Annotated in this window: 7 protein-coding genes; 2 read left to right on the top strand and 5 right to left on the bottom strand. The window is 58.7% G+C overall.

Annotated features, from left to right (window positions below):
* Nucleotides 1–82 precede the first annotated feature (82 nt).
* Entirely contained in the window at nt 83–1,000 is a 918-nt protein-coding gene (locus tag WHJ28_RS03265; protein ID WP_340039709.1) for a CPBP family intramembrane glutamic endopeptidase, read from the top strand.
* 2 nt (nt 1,001–1,002) lie between these two features.
* Here WHJ28_RS03265 and WHJ28_RS03260 read toward each other — a convergent pair whose 3' ends face one another.
* Complete coding sequence (locus WHJ28_RS03260; protein ID WP_340039707.1) at nt 1,003–2,532, bottom strand: putative polysaccharide biosynthesis protein; 1,530 nt, start codon at nt 2,530–2,532, stop codon at nt 1,003–1,005.
* Nucleotides 2,533–2,681: 149 nt separating this feature from the next.
* On the opposite strand from WHJ28_RS03260, the gene WHJ28_RS03255 reads away from it, so the two are divergent.
* Nucleotides 2,682–3,392 carry a DUF554 domain-containing protein gene (locus WHJ28_RS03255; RefSeq protein ID WP_340039706.1) on the top strand — a complete coding sequence of 237 codons (711 nt, stop codon included), beginning with the start codon at nt 2,682–2,684 and terminating at the stop codon, nt 3,390–3,392.
* Nucleotides 3,393–3,585: 193 nt separating this feature from the next.
* On the opposite strand, the gene WHJ28_RS03250 is transcribed toward WHJ28_RS03255, so the two are convergent.
* The 4 genes from WHJ28_RS03250 to glf form a co-directional block, all read right to left on the bottom strand.
* Nucleotides 3,586–11,235, bottom strand: a complete 7,650-nt coding sequence (locus tag WHJ28_RS03250) for an InlB B-repeat-containing protein (protein ID WP_340039705.1) — start codon at nt 11,233–11,235, stop codon at nt 3,586–3,588.
* Between the two features lie 436 nt (nt 11,236–11,671).
* The gene (locus WHJ28_RS03245) at nt 11,672–12,874 is read right to left on the bottom strand and encodes a LuxR C-terminal-related transcriptional regulator (protein WP_340039704.1); all 1,203 of its coding nucleotides are present in this window, start codon (nt 12,872–12,874) and stop codon (nt 11,672–11,674) included.
* Nucleotides 12,875–13,298: 424 nt separating this feature from the next.
* Nucleotides 13,299–14,327, bottom strand: a complete 1,029-nt coding sequence (locus WHJ28_RS03240; RefSeq protein WP_340039703.1) for a glycosyltransferase family 2 protein — start codon at nt 14,325–14,327, stop codon at nt 13,299–13,301.
* A 12-nt stretch (nt 14,328–14,339) separates the two neighbouring features.
* Nucleotides 14,340–15,509, bottom strand: a complete 1,170-nt coding sequence (gene glf, locus WHJ28_RS03235; protein WP_340039702.1) for a UDP-galactopyranose mutase — start codon at nt 15,507–15,509, stop codon at nt 14,340–14,342.
* Nucleotides 15,510–15,637 lie beyond the last annotated feature (128 nt).

The raw sequence follows: 15,637 nt of genomic DNA, 5'->3' as shown, positions 1-15,637 counted from the left end.
AACCCTTGTGCCCGAAGCAGGCTGACTGTTCCGGCCTGCTCCAGGCGGTAAAAAACCAGAAATTTTTGTGCGAGGTGACGGAATGTATCGCGACCGACCGGACTGGGCCCAGCCGCTGCGCCCCCACTGTCAATGGTTCTCCCGGCTGGGGTGGGCCCTGTTTGCCCAGATGGCCGCCATGCTGGCGGTCCAGCTGCTGGTAGCCGGCATTTTCCCCAATGTAATGGGGCACTCAGTCTCCCGCTGGTGTCTCTCCGTGGGCTCCGCCTACGGTGTTGGTGTGCCCGCCTTCTGCCTGGTGCTGCGGGGCATCCCTGCCCCGGGTCCCTCCACACGCCGCCCCATGGGGCCGCTGAACCTGGGCAAGGCACTGGTGACCACCCTTGGTCTGGTCTATTTGTCCAACCTGCTCACCCTGTTCCTCACCCAGCTGATCGGGCTCCTGCGGGGCCAGGCAGTCACCAACCCGGTGGAAAGTCTGTCCGGCTACCCGGCAGTGCTCAACCTCCTGCTGGGCTGCGTCATCGCACCTTTGTCGGAGGAATATCTCTTCCGCTATCTGCTGCTGAACCGCCTGCGTCCTTACGGGGACAAATTTGCCATCCTGGCCTCCGCCCTGTGCTTCGGACTGTTTCACGGCAATCTGAATCAGCTGTTCTACGCCTTTGCCGTGGGGACCCTCTTCGCCTATGTGGTGCTCCGGACCGGTTGCCTGTGGCAGTCCATCCTGCTCCACGCCCTGATCAACTTTACCTCGGTGGGTCTGGTGCCCCTGCTGGAGCTGCTGGGCCAGACTGGAGAGCAGCTGACCTCTCTGCTGGTGCTGGGGTCCATTGTGGTGGGCATGACCTTTCTGGTCACCAGCTGGCGGGATATCAGACTGGAGCCGGGCCTGGTCCCCTTCTCGGAGGGCATAAAATGGCGGCTCTTCTTTGAAAATCCCGGCGTCATTGCCTTCTGTCTGCTGGCACTCATCCTGATGGCCAGCTATGTTCTGTAACCCTACCTCAAGCGGAAAAGCCGATGCAGCTGCACCCCCTGAGCCTGGAGCGCCGCCAGGTAGAGCACCACGCCGAAGAGGGTGCAGCCCCCCACCGCCGTCCACTCTCCTACCCCGCTGTCCAGCAACACCTGAAAGAGCAGGTTGCCGGTGAGGCCTGTCAGCAGGGCCGCCAGGCCGGGGGCCACCCCCCAGTCAAAGAGCCGCAGCTTCAGTCCGGTGACCCGCCGCACCTGGAACCAATTCAGGAGCGCTCCCAGGGCGGAGGAGGCCACCACCCCCACCCAGTAGCCGCCGATCCCCACTCCGGGAAGACCCAATAACAGATAGGTGCAGCCCAGCTGCAGCCCGCCGGACAGAATGGAACTGCGGGCTGCAGCTTTTTGTCTGCCCAGGCCGTTGAGAGCGCACCCCAGCACCGCCTGCCAGCAGGACAGCAGCACCCCCACCGACAGGGGCAGCAGATACCGGCCCACTCCCTCCTCCCGAAAGAGCAGCTGGCCCAGGGTGGGGCCTACCACCACCAGCAGGGCCATGGCGGGAAACATAAGCACCGAGGTAGCCAGCATGGACCGGTCGATCCGCCGCCGGATCAGCGGGGTATTGCCCAGAGCAGCCCCCTGGGCCAGCTTGGGCATGAGCACCAGTCCCAGAGCGCCGATGAAGGCGGTGGGCAGGCAGAGCATGGGCATGGTCATACCGCACAGCACGCCGAACTCCTCCATGGCCCGGCTCACCTCCGCCCCGGCGGCCACCAGCCGCTGGGGGATGAGCACCGCGTTGGCCGAGCCCATCAGATTGCCCAACAGGCTGGTAAACCCCACCGGCAGAGCGATGGCCAGGATCTGCCGGTTCATCCGCCGGGAGGCCCCCGGCTCCCCCAGCTTCTCCCCCGCCAGCCTGCGGCGGGCCAGCAGCATCAGCGTGATGGAGGAAAAGAGTTCGCACACAATCATGCCCACCACAATAATGGCTACGGTCCGCTCCGGATTCTGGGGCAGGAAGAGGACCAGCAGCCCCAGCACCGCCGCCGCCCGGATGACCTGCTCGCACAGCTCCACCGCCGCCGGGGGCCGGATGGCGCCGGTACCGTAGAAGAAGTGCTTGTGCAGGTTCTCCACACCAGTGAGGAGAATACAGGGCAGCAGCAGCAAAAGCCCCATCTGGGTGCGGGCATCCCCCAGCAGGTACACCGAAATGGGATCATACAGCAGGGCGGTGACCGTGGCCAGCACGCCAAACAGTCCCAGAAAGCACAGCAGGCACCGGCGGAGCACCTGGGCCGCCGCCCCCCGCTGTCCCCGTGCGTAGTATCCGGCGGACAGGTTGGATACCGCCGCCGTCAGCCCCACCGCCGTCAGAGAGAGCAGCACAGAATAAACCGGCATAATGAGCTGGTAGAGGCCCATGATCTCCGCCCCGATGAGGCGGGAGAGTAAGATCCGGTAGACAAAGCCCAAAAACTGCCCGGCAATGCCGGTGCCGGTGAGCAGCAGAGTGCCGTAGAGCATGGATGTCCGGTCGAGCTTCAATGGGCCCTCCCCCTTTCAATGGTCCACTTCCACTCTATTCCGCATGGTTGTCCGGCATACATCCAGAAACCTTTTGACAAATGACGGCAAAGGTTTTATCATAGAACCGTATATTTTAGTGAATTGCAGTATAAAAGTGAGGAATCCCTATGATCGCCACCGTCATCAATGTGGTCCTGATTCTGCTGGGCAGCATCTTGGGCCTCTTGTTCAAAAATCATATCAGCCCCCGGTTTGCCTCGGGCATCACCTTTGCTCTGGGTCTGTGCACCATGGGCATCGGCATCACCGGCATGATCGGCACAATGGATACCCTGTGCGTCATTGTGTGCATGGTGATCGGCACCCTGATCGGAGAGGCCATCAACATTGAGGGCCGGATGGACGGCGTGGGAGAGCTGCTCCACCGCAAGCTGCTCCGCAAGGATGAAAACAGCCGTTTTGTGGAGGGCTTCGTCACCGCCTCCGTCCTCTTCTGCGTGGGCGCCATGGCCATCAACGGCGCCATGGAGGCGGGCATGAACGGCAACTATGATATCCTGATCTCCAAATCTGTGATGGACGGCGTCACCGCCATCACCTTCTCGGCGGCCATGGGCATCGGCGTGGCCTTCTCCGCCCTGCCTATTCTGGTGTATGAGGGCGGCATGACTTTGATTTTCGGTCTGGTGGGCCAGCAGATCGACCCAGCCATCGTCAATGAAATGAGCGCCGTGGGCGGAACCATCATCGTAGGCATCGGCATCAATATGCTGGGCCTGCCCAAGGAGAAGCTGCGGGTGGGCAATATGCTGCCCGCCATCTTCCTGCCCCTGGCTTACATTCCCACCCGGGACTGGCTGATGACAATGCTGGGCTGAGCGGCATGAAAAGGCAGACACATGGTAGTCGCCCATGTGTCTGCCTTTGTCTTACCCACTTAACTTCATCAAAGATTTTGCCGTTTCCGCCGCTCGACAGACCGAATATTTGGATAGGAAAAGGGGCTTCCCAGCGAAAACCACCGCTTGGGAAGCCCCTCTCATTTTTTACCAAACAGGAACGGATGAAACCTTATTCATCAACAAGCCCTTCGCAAAACCGCATCAGGAGTACAGCAACCTCGGCACGGGTCGCATCCCCTTCAGGGCTGAGGGCATGGTCACTGGTACCCTTGATGATTTCAGCGCCCACAGCCCACTGCATGGCGGGAATGGCATATTCGCCCACATCGGCAGCGTCCGTGTAGGAGAGAATGTTGGTGTTCTCTCCTATGCTCACATCGTAGTTCTTATACCGCGCATAGCGGTAGAGCATGGTAGCCATCTGCTCCCGGGTGATGAGATCGTCAGGCCCAAATTTGTTGTTTCCGTATCCGGTAATAATGCCTTCACTGGCGGCCCACCGGACTGCCTCGCCGTACCAGGAATCCAGATCCACATCATCGAACGGCACGGCGTAATCCACCACAGGGCTGCCCTCCAGCCGCCACAGAATGGTGGCAACCATGCTTCGGGTAGTGGTCATATCCGGGCTGAAGGTGATGCTGCTGGTGCCGTCCATCAGGCCGTGTCTATAGACGTAATACACGCCGTCCTCATACCAGATATCCGCGGGCACATCCACGAAGGGCAGGTCAATCTGAGTCATCTCAGTAAAGGTGGCTTTCACCGTAACGGCACTGTCCGGCATGGTAAAGGTGTATGTACCATCCTTCTTCTCATCCAGCGTGATGGTTTTTCCATCCTGCTGCGTTACGGTAAGGCTGTCAAGCTGATAGCCGTCATCCGGGGCAGCGGTCAGAGTGACCGTCGTACCGGCGCTGGCGCTGTTCCGGTCCGCGATGACGGTTCCGTGATCGCTGGACTCCACGGTGATCTTGTGGCTGGAGATGCCGCCGCCTCCGCCGCCGCCCCCGCCGCCGCCGCTGGACCACACTTCAAAGGTAGCCGCAACGGTCAAAGCGGTATCGGTTTCCGCGACAGTATAGGTATCACCGCTGGTAAAGCTCTCACCGTTCACCGTGAGGGTGTTCAGGCGATAGCCGCTGTCGGGCTGTCCGGTGATCACCAGCTCGTCGCCGGCAACCACCTTCACGCCGCTCTTCAGAGCAACGCCGTCACGGGTGACAGTTACAGTGCCGTTTTCAGCGGTTTCGATGGTCAGAGGAATGCCAGCCAGAATATCCACCGTCAGGCCGATATCCTCCTGCACATTGGGAATAAACACGGTCACAGTGCCGTCGCCGTTGGGTGTGATGGTCGCATCCTCCCGGGCCACAGTCACGGTCTTGATGGCGCTGTCCGCAGCAGGCGCCACAGTGAAGGTCACGTCGCCGCCCCGGCGGATCTCATTTTCCGGCGCGCCGGGATAGGGATCCGCAGGGTTGCGCTGATCGATGGTAACGGTGTAGCCTTCGCCGCCTGCGGGAACCACAAAGCCCTGGTACGCCTCAAACTCCACGGTAACAGTGGTGTTTTCGCCAAGGGTGTCGATGGTCAGGGTATTGGTGAAGTTTCCTTCCACCACTTCGCCGTTGATGGTCCACGCCTTTACCATGTAGCCAGAATCCGGGGCAGCGGTGAACTGGATCTCGCTGCCGCCGGCAAACTGCACCGCGGTATCGGCAGCAATGGGGGTATCCTCACACATACCGGAGGCCGTGCCGTTCCCGCCAACCACGGAATACTTCACCTCATACAAAAGCGCCTCGGTGAAGGTTGCGCCCACGGTGATATCGCTGCTCACCGTCAGGGTGATGGTCTTATCGCTGCCGGAAGCGTCGCCCGTCCACTCCTTGAGCATCCAGTAGTCGTCCGCCGTGGCGGTAAAGGTCACCTGGGTGCCGTCGGGCACGGTGTCGCCGGAGTTGAGGGGTTGACCGTCCACAGCGGCGGCAATGCTGCCGTGGGTGGTCTCTTCAATGGTAACGGTATACTGAGGAATTGCCTCCAGATTTGCCGTCACATTCCATGTACCCGCGGTCAGAACGGGCACAGTAGCGGTGGTCTTGTCTGCACTGATCTCCGCGTCAGCCGGCAGGCCGGTCCAGTCCTTCACCCGGAAGCCCTCCGCCGGGCTTACGGTAAAGACGACCTTCTGGCCGCCGGAGAGCTGGTCGCCAGACTGGAAGCCTCCGCCGCCTGCGGTGGCGGTGATGGTACCCATAGCAGTATCATTCACCCCGTAGTTCACGGCAATGCCGGCAATGGCGGCAAAGCGGACCTCCACATTTACATCACCGGAAAGGGCGTCAGTGGTGTAGGTGAGCTCGGTATGCTCGATCTTTGAGCCGTCCACATACCAGCCCTCAAGGCCATAACCGCTGTCGGCAGCAGCAGTAAAGGTAACGGCGGAACCGAAATCCACATAATCGCCGCTCTCCAGCTCGGCAGCTGCGCCGTCTGCGGTGCCGCTGGCAGTCAGGCTGCCGTTGGCGGCGGAGAAGGTCACCACCGGCTTTTTGGCAAAGGTGATCTCAAAGGTGGTATCAGCAGTAATTGCATATTGGGCGGTCTGAACGCCGTTGGCCTTGCCGGTATTTTCATAGAGAACATCGTCCGCGCCGCTGACGGCGATGGTATCCACCACATATCCATCATCCGGGGTGGCGGTAATGGTGATGGTCTCGCCATAGCGGGCGGGATCGGTGGCCGAGGCGGTGCCGCCGGTAGCGGTCTCCAGGGTCACCTGCTGCTCCACGCCCCACAGCTCCACAGCCACGGTGCAGTCGTCGTCGGCCGCATAGGTAAAGGTGTTGCCGGTCTCGCCGGGCTGCTCCACGCCGTTCACTGTCCAGCACTTCACTTCGTAGTGCTCGTCAGGAGCCACGGTAAAGGTAACAGGTCCGGACACGGCCGCGCCGCTCTCGATGGAGTAATCGCCCATCTTGGCGGTCAGTGTACCGTGGGCAGGATTGGCAAAGCTCACCTTGGGCAGGCCGGAGGTGTACTGAACCGTCACATTCAGGTCCTCCATGGGCGTAAGGGTGAGGGTATTGCCGGTTTCCGGCTGTACCACACCGTTGACGACCCACTCCTTCACCCGGTAGCCCGTATCAGGCGCGGCGGTAAAGGTGATGGTGCCGCCCTCATAGACCACGCTGGGCTTGCTGTCATCATACAGCTCCATGCCCTTGCGCTCCGCCGCAGCGGAGACGGTGCCGTGGGTGCCGCTGCCGTCGCCTACGGTATCCACCACGGAGTAGGTGACTGAATACTGATTCAGCGCCGTCCAGGTGTAGTTGACGTCAACATCGGCGGTGACATCGCTGACGGTATAAGAATAGGTGTCGGTGCCATCCAGATCGGGGTACTGCGTGATCACATAGCCCTTGTTGGGGACCAGAGTGATGGTGAGGTCGTCATAGTAACGCAGGACGTCGGTACCGCTGTTGACGGTGCCGCTGCCGCGCTGGACGGTGACGGTGCCATTCCCGCCAAAGGCCGAACCGGTCAGGTCGTATTTCTCGATGGTCTTGAAGGCGGCCTCCACATTGCTGCTGGCCTGGAGGATCAGCTGATATGCATCCTCCGTGACGATGCCCAGGGAATCCAGTTCCCTAAAGCTGGTAACGCCGTTTTCGGTAACGGCCCATTTCTGGATACGGCTGTCGTTTCCTGCCGCCGCATCAAAATCGACGGTGGTCCCCGGGGTCAGGGTAGCGCCGGACTGAACGGCAATGCCGTTGGCCTCGGCCGTCAGGGTGCCGCTGCCGCCATCCACACTCTGGGTACCGTAGGTGAGGGTATAGGCCAGGAAGGACTCAAAGACCGCGCCTACGGTCACATCATTGTCGATCTTCAGGCTGATGGAAGTAACGTCGTTCTTGTAGTCTGCAAACGCGTCCGTCCAGTTCTCGAAGGTGTAATACCGATCGGCCTCCGCCTCAAAGGTCAGAGTGGTGCCCTTGGGGACGCTGATCTTGCCGTCCTCATCCGGAGTCAGAACCGTGTCGCCGTCTTTGACGATGATGGAGCCGCCGGCGGTGACGTTCAGCGTGACGGTCTTGGCAACCTCCGCCATCGGCACGAACACAGCGGACACATGGTGCTCCGCGGCATAGGCGTGGAAGGTGAAGGTATTGCCGGCGGCGGCGTAGGTCTTGTCTGTGCCGCTTCCGTCGGTGACCTTCCACTCCTTGAGGGCATAGCCGTCAGCGGGAGCGGCGGTAAAGATGATCTCATCGTCGCTGTCGAAGGCGGCGCCGGTGGAGGGGAATGGCTCCCCATTCACAGTGGCGCTCACAGTACCGTGGTCATCGTCCGCGGTATAGCTGACCATGCTCTTCTCTGCCGCCACAGCGGCGGTCACGGTGATGGTGGTGGCCTCCTGAATGGCAAAGTTGAACTGGCCGTCCACCGGGGTAACGGTCTCGGTGCCCTTCTCTGTGGTTAGGGTCACTTCTGTAATGGCATAGCCGGGCTTGGGCGCCACATCCACGTAGACAATGGTCTCCTCTTCCACCATGTCGCCGCTGTGGATCTCCACATTGCCCAGATGGACGGCTTTGAGGCTGACCTCATTCTCGTTGTAGTCCATGGTCAGCGGTACATAGGCCTTGGGTGTGGTAATGACGGCCTCGTTGGACCAGACGCTCTCACCCCGCTCGCTGGTGGTGGTGACCACGAAAGTATACTCCGTGTTGCTGTTCAACCCCGTGGCAGTATATTCGAACACGGTGCTTGCAAGAGGTTCATCGTTGAGTTTCTGGAACGTGTTGTCGTCCTCGCTCTTGGCATAGACATTATAGCCCAGCACAGCCAGACGTCCCGGGACGCTCGGATCACTCCAGGTGAGGTGGACGGAATCCAGGCCCTGCAGCTCTGCCGCCAGATCGTTCACTGCCGGCGCAGGTGCGGAAATGTTGGATACATTGTAGGCAATGATGAGAGCATCTTTGCCCGCGACGCCCAGATCAATGGTGTCTTTGGCCAGGTTCCAGGTAAAGCCGTAGGACTTGGTAACATTTTCCGGGATACCGTATTCCTCCAGCAGATACTGCCAGTCCAGATTCTGCACCGCGCCGCTGGTCTCGGTCTCACTGGCTTTGGTGGTGGAGGTGCTGTTGGAATGCATATACTCCAGGCTGGCATAGGCACCGGCCTTGGCACCAGTGTCGAAAATCTCGAAGCCGAACTTGACAGCCAGTTCAAAGGAGAAGCCGTGCTGATTCTCAATGCCTTCTGTGGTGGCGCTGCCGTCGGCTTTGGTACTCTGGGTCTCGCCGCCGTTGTAGCCCAGCTGATAGTTGGAGGAGCTGATCTGATCCAGAGTGCTGGCATAGCCCCAGGGGTTGCCCTCCTGGCCCAGATAACTCTTCTGGCCGTCGATCTTCACCATAGGGGTGAATTTCTCCCCCTGGGCCTCTTCTTCCATCAGGGCGTTGTACTCGTCCACAAAGGTGTTGTAGTCTACCACGGACATCTGCACATAGGCCGGGGTCTTGGGCACGGTGATGGCAAAACCTGTGCCATCCTCCGTAGACTCCAGGTTGTCCCACGACCATCCACCCTTGTTCTTGTCATAGATCTCATAGGTGTAGGTGATGACCGGGGTGCGCTGGAGCACCACACTGTCGTAGGCTTTGGTGGCAAAGTTGTCGGTGGTGGAGGTGGTCAGGGTCTCCTCAAAGGTCTCCGTCCATGTGTTGGAGGAACCGGCTTGCAGTTCCACTGTGACAACGTTGGACTCTACCTCTCCGGCAAAGCCCACACCGAAGGAGGTCTCGTCGCCGCTTCCCTTGGTGTACTCATAGCTCTGGGTGAAAGAATAGGTGGTCTCGCCGGAGTCACTGCCCAGGTCGATGCCGTCAAAATAGGGCGCCATCTGGAGCACAGCAGACACCTGGGGGTCGGTGTAGGTCCAGTCCTTGCCCTTGTAGCGGGCCAGCACGCCGTCGTCATCCCGGTCCAGGGGAACCAGTACGAAGTTAGTGTTATACTCCCAGTGGCCCTCGGCGCCGGCGCCGCCCTGACCGCTTCTTTGGCCGCCTATGAAGAAGCCGCTGTTCTTTTCGTAGAATAGACTGGTGTCGGTGCCGCCGGCACTGCCCACGCCGCCGCCGTTGCCGTCATAGTTCTTGCCGCCCACGACGCCCAGACGGTAGAAATAGTCATCCTCGGTGCGCTCCTTATTACTATAAGTAAAGAAGATCTGCTCATAACCGTAGTCGTTGCCGTCAAAATTGCCCACGGAAACGGAGGGAATGAAGTTTCGGTCACACATCTTGCCTTGGACGGTATCGTCATTCTTCGTGATGAAGGATACGGTATAGAGCTCATTTGCCCCGCCGGTGGAGAAGTCGATGATCTTGCCGCTCACGAAGACGTATTCCGCTTTGATGGGGCCGTTGAAGGCCACGCAGGCCAGGCTCAGAGGCGAGCGGCTGAATGCGATGCCGGCACCGTCGGCAAACCATTTAGTGGAGGAGATGGAGTGGAAGCGGGTTACGCTGTCGTCCGTGCCGGGATTAGCAAAGCTGCCGTCAGAGCGGGCGTTGAGGACGGCAACATTCCAGATATTTCCGTCCAGGGCGTAGGCAGTTTCGCAGTCGGCGGAGTTGGGTTTGGAGGTGACGGTGTTCTTGGTGCCACCCACCACGATCTCGTCGGTGCCGTCGCCGTCCACATCGCCGGTGTCCAGTCCCACGGCGGTCATGGTCTGATAGCTTTTCCTTCCGCCGCTGATGCCGTTATCCATCGCCAGAAAAACGACCTGGCGGCCGCCGTCTGCCACAGGGCTGGAAGCGCTGCCCCCGTAGGACACGGCCATCATGGGGAGGTAGTATTCGCAATCGAAGTGTTGTTTGTCACCGCCTGCATCCATGAGATAGGAGACCGCCACCAGATCGTCCTTGCCGTCGCCGTTGAAGTCGCCGGTGGCCAGGTCGCAGCTGAGTTTGTTGCCAAACCAGTCCGTATTGGCCATATTTTTGCCGTGGATTTCGTTGACATAGCGCCGGTGGAGCAGGTTTTGGCCGAAACTTTTCCGCGAAAGATTCAGGCTGTTTCCGCTCACATTGCAGCTGACCTCATAGAGGCCGTAATCACTCGCATTGTCGGCGGTGACATAGGCCACCAGGGTCTCCTTGCCGTCGCCGTCATAGTCGCCGGCGGTGATGGCAAAATAGTTGCCCGCCCGCCAGTTTTCCGGGTTGCTCTTCTTGATCCAGGATGCATCGGTTGGGAACCAGAAGTCCTGCCAGTTCTCTCCGGTGACCGCGTCCTGGACGTAGAGGACGATTTTTTCATCATTCGGTTCAAAGCCGATGTAGGCGATGTGATCCTTCCGCCCCGATCCGGTGGGGTCGAAGGCCACAGCCTCCACAAAGGACAGCGGCTTGGGGGCGTACGGCTTATCATGGATGTTTTGATAGCTGCCGTAGTCGGCAAAGCTGCCGTTTACCCCACCCTCGCCGAAGCTGCTGGGGATGGAGTCCTTTTCGCCGTCCCAGTTGTCGTACCACAGGAATGTCCTGTTGGTACCGTTGTTGGTGATGCCGTAGATGCCCAGCTCGGACATCTCGTTCATCAGGAAGGGCTGGTCCACAGCATAGCCGTAGGGGTTTTCAGTGCTGTTGGGGTCAAACTCCGACGGCTGTCCCATGTTCAGGATGCTGTCGAACTGGGACGAACCCGCCGCCGCGGCAGGCAGCGCCATGCCGGGCATCAGGGATACCAGCAGACACAGGCTGACAAAAACCGCAAGGATTCGTTTTTTCATTTGCTTTCCTCCTTTGCTTCCGAAGGGGTAGAAGTTTCCGTACCGGAGTGCATTTACCGGATCAACGTTGACCGTCTGAGTCGCTCGTCATCCTCCTTTCCCAAAATGGCGGGCTTTTGATGGCACAAAAAGGGCGCGTTACGCCACGGAAAACCGCAGGCGAAACGCACTCTTTGAAAAAATCTAAAATTTGGAATTTCATAAAGGGGCAGACCTGCCCCGTCTGTCTGGCCATGGAAGTGGTCATCCATTTGTCAAGATATTTGCCGTAACTCTTCACCCCATCGCCTCTCTCTCATTCCGGTAAGCACCGCCGTGTCTCTACGCATTAGCAAAATAGCGTATTCACATTATAGCGGAAAGACCGCGGAGTTACTATTACCCGTTTTGCCCCCTAAAACGGGTGAGGCGCATGGGCGTATTCTCTGTCGTTTCCCTACCGAAGCATATACTGCTTCAAGTCTTTTCGATTCTCCACATGGAGCTTTTTCATTGCCTCAGAAATGTGGCTCTTGACGGTATTTACCGAAATATTCAGGTATTCCGCAATTTCCTGATTGGTCCAGCCGCGTGCGGCCAGCATGGCCATGGCAAATTCGGTGGTGGTCAGGTCGTCTGCCACGTCATGCCCGGTGATGGGGTTATGAACTCTACGCCAGCCGGAAGAGAACCGATAGGTAATGTCAATGATCCGCTTGAAATCTTCCGGCCACTTTGGTTTGATGGTCGCTTCCAGCATCGCGCCCAAAAGCCCGTGGTGCTCGCCGAAGCCCTCAATCAGATCATCCGGGCGGGCGATCTCCCATGCCGCCAGAAGATGCGTCTGGGCACGATCCGGCTGCTTCATGCTCATGTAGTCCATCACCGCCACCAGATGCAGATAAATAGCGGAGATCGGGTAGGCATTTGCCCCCATGGCAAGGGTGGCTTCTACCACCCCGGCGCTGCGCCCGTATTCCTCTTTTAGATAGAGGTAATGGGCCTGCACATACAGCGCAAATGCCCGCAGGCCCGGGGGCAGCAGCGGCAGAAATTCCTTCGTAGACGGCATTTCCGCCGGCACAGGCAGGTGCAGCAGCACCGCCGCCCCAAACGCCACAAAGACTTCCATGGCGCGGACGGGCGGGGCATTTTCTCCACCGGCAGCCAGTGTGCTTTTGATTTCATTCAGAGCGTATCGGGCATGATCGATCCGACCCATGGACAGACAGGCATAGGCAAAAATCCAGCAGGCAGACAACTTGGTCGCCCCATCCTCAGCATTGAGGTAGGGTTCGGTCTCCTGCATGGCCTTTTCCGCCTGTCCGCTGAAATAGTGATACTCCGCCAGGGCAATATTCTTTTTTGTCCCCGCTTCCATTTGATCGATGGTTTCCAGGCAGTGCCCCGGCTCAAAGGCTGTGTTCATCAAAGGCATAAAGCCCGGGAAAAGCTCTTGGTTCTGCTGTGTTTGGGGCGCTGTGGACTGTTTCTTTTGTTTGCGGGGATCACTTGGTTTTTCCGCGTCTTCGGGGATCGCCCAGGATCCTCCAAACCGTTCCACACCGGGAATACGGCCTTCCGCGCAATATTGATTGACCCGTCGTTCGGATATGCCCCATTTACAGGCAGCCTCTTTGACGGAAAGGTAACCGTTCACTTCCGTACCGCCTTTCAAGAAAATCTGCTAGGTTCGTGCTGCAATCACGGCAAAAGGATACTGATTGTCAATATTTAGGAGTGCATACGTCTTTTTAAATACATTGTATACCAATATTGGCAGATTTTCAAGCAAGCAGATTATATACAACAATGGGAGTACTGATGTTGCGGAGTGGAACCTCAATGGAAGAAGATCAGCAGCCGCCAGGCACCTGCTTGCGTTTTCTGGTCCCAGGCAGCTTTCTCCCGTGCATCCTTTCCGGCCGCCACAGATTCTCTTGTAATGGCCGGAAGAAAAAAGAGTGCTGATATTCCATATCAGCACTCTTTTGCTTCTGGTGTTATATTTTTGCTCAATTTATATCTTTTATCTCTGAACATATTTCTCTGTTGCCAGGCGGAAAACGCGTTCTGAACTATGCTCAGTTGAACTTGTAGATCTTCCGGGCCAGCCGGTACAGCTTTACAGACAGCTTCCGGCCCTGATAGCCGGGGATATTGCCCACGAAGGACAGGGAGCGGTACTTGTACTTGTGGTACAGCCCCACATCCTTATGCCGCAGGTACTCCCACAGCTCGGTCTTTTTGCCCAGAGCCTCCGGGGAGCCGTCCAGGATGAGGAAGATGGAGGAGATGGTCATCATCATGGACAGGTAGCTGCTCATATACCGGGCCAGCCTGGGCAGTTCGGCATGAAGCTTGCGGAGATCATGGCTGTCGATCATGATCTTGTTGACCCGCAGCTGCTGGTCCACCCGGCCCACCATCACCGACTCATTGACGCTCTGATCGGCCCGGCCGATGAAGTAGCGGTACAGGTCGATATCCATGTAATAAATGCGCTTTACATAGGGCAGGGGCTGGTAGACAAAGATGTTGTCCACATAGAAGGTGTGCTTGGGCAGCTCCAGCCCGCAGTCCCGCAGCAGCTGGGTACGGTAGATCACGCTGTGCATCAGCAGGAACTGGGAGGGGCGGAACCGACCCACCTTGCTCCAGGAGAAGATCTTGTTCTGGGGGAATACGTTGGTATAGCGGACCACCTTCTGGGTGTTGTCCTCCACATGCTCGTAGACGTAGTTGGCCACGAACATATCCACCGGCTTCTCCATTTTGGCAAACTTCCGCAGCTTCTCCAGGGCCTTCTGGAGGGCCTCCTCATTCAGCCAGTCGTCGGAATCCACCACCTTGAAATAAAAGCCGGTGGCGTTGCGGATGCCCTGGTTGACGCCCTCGCCGTGGCCGCCGTTCTCCTGATGGATGGCCTTGACGATGTTAGGATACTGGGCGGCGTAGCGGTCGCAGATGGCAGGGGTATCGTCCTTGGTGGAGCCATCGTCCACCAGGATGATCTCAACGTCCTCCCCGCCGGTGAGCAGGGTCTCCACACAGTGCTCCATGTAGGCCGCGGAGTTGTAGCAGGGCACCGCGAAAGTAATGAGCTTTGACATATGTACCTTTCCTCACTTCAACAGATCGTCACACAGCGCCAGCGCCCGGGCGGCGATGGCGTCCATGTTGTAATACTTGTACTCCGCCAGCCGGCCCAGCAGGTGGAACCGGGGGAAGCGGTCGGCCTCCGCCTTGTATTTGGCGTAGAGGGCGTTGTTGTCCTCATTGATAATGGCGTAGTAGGGGATCTCTCCCTCTGCCCCAGTGTAGGCACTGGAGTACTCCTTCATGATGGTGGTCACTCCGGGCAGCTCCTGGCCGGTGAGATACTTGAACTCGGTGATGCGGGTATAGTCCTGGTCCACGGTGTAGTTCACCGTGCCGTGGCTCTGCCAGTAATCCACCGGGTGGGTCTCAAACCGGAAGGTCAGGGTACGGTAGGGCAGCCGACCGTATTTGCAGCCAAACAGCTCGTCCGCCGCGCCGGTATAGATCACCATACCGTCAAAGGGCGTCCCGTCCAGCAACACCGCTCCGTCGGCCAGGGTCAGGCGTTCCCCGGCGTCGGCGTTCAGCTCCACGGTGATGTCCGGATGGTCCAGCATCCGCTCAAACATGGGGGTGTAGCCCTCCATGGGCATCCCCTGATGGGTGTCCTGAAAGTAGCGGCAGTCCTCAGACAGGAACACCGGCACCCGGGCGGTGGTGTTGGGGTCAATGTCCTCCGGGCGCTGTCCCCATTGCTTCATGGTGTAGTGGACAAAGACGTGCTCATACACATAGTCGGCCAGAGCGGCGATCTCAGGATCGGGATTCTGCCGCAGCTCCAGAATGGTGACCTTCTTCTCCGCGCCATAGGCGGCAATGAGCCGTTTGGCCAGGCTGTCAGCCTTCTCCTCTCCAAAGGCCGACCGCATGGACACCAGGTTGAAGGGCACCGGCATTTCCATCCGGCCATCTTCCGCCGGAATGTTGGCCACCACCTGATGCTGATAGTTCAGCCAGGGGGTGAAGCGGGACAGGTAGTCAAAGACCCGCTTGTTATTGGTGTGAAAAATATGGGGACCGTACCGGTGGATGAGCACACCGGCCTGGTCAAAGCAGTCGTAGGCATTGCCGCCCACATGGTCCCGGCGCTCCAGCACCAGCACCTTTTTCCCGCCCCGCTCGGCCAGCTCCCGGGCGCAGATGGCACCCGCCATACCGGCGCCGATGACCAGGCAGTCAAATGGATGACCCATGGTATCCGTCCTCTCTTATTGGAATGATCGCAGCGATTAAACGCAGCCATATGCCCAGCCCAGGCATACAACGGATCTATTTTAACACAGAATCAGCGAAATTGGGAAAAAGAATCCATTAAGTTTTC

Source organism: Flavonifractor porci (assembly GCF_037572415.1).
Taxonomy (GTDB): domain Bacteria; phylum Bacillota; class Clostridia; order Oscillospirales; family Oscillospiraceae; genus Flavonifractor; species Flavonifractor porci.
This window is presented reverse-complemented; position numbering and strand designations above follow the sequence as displayed.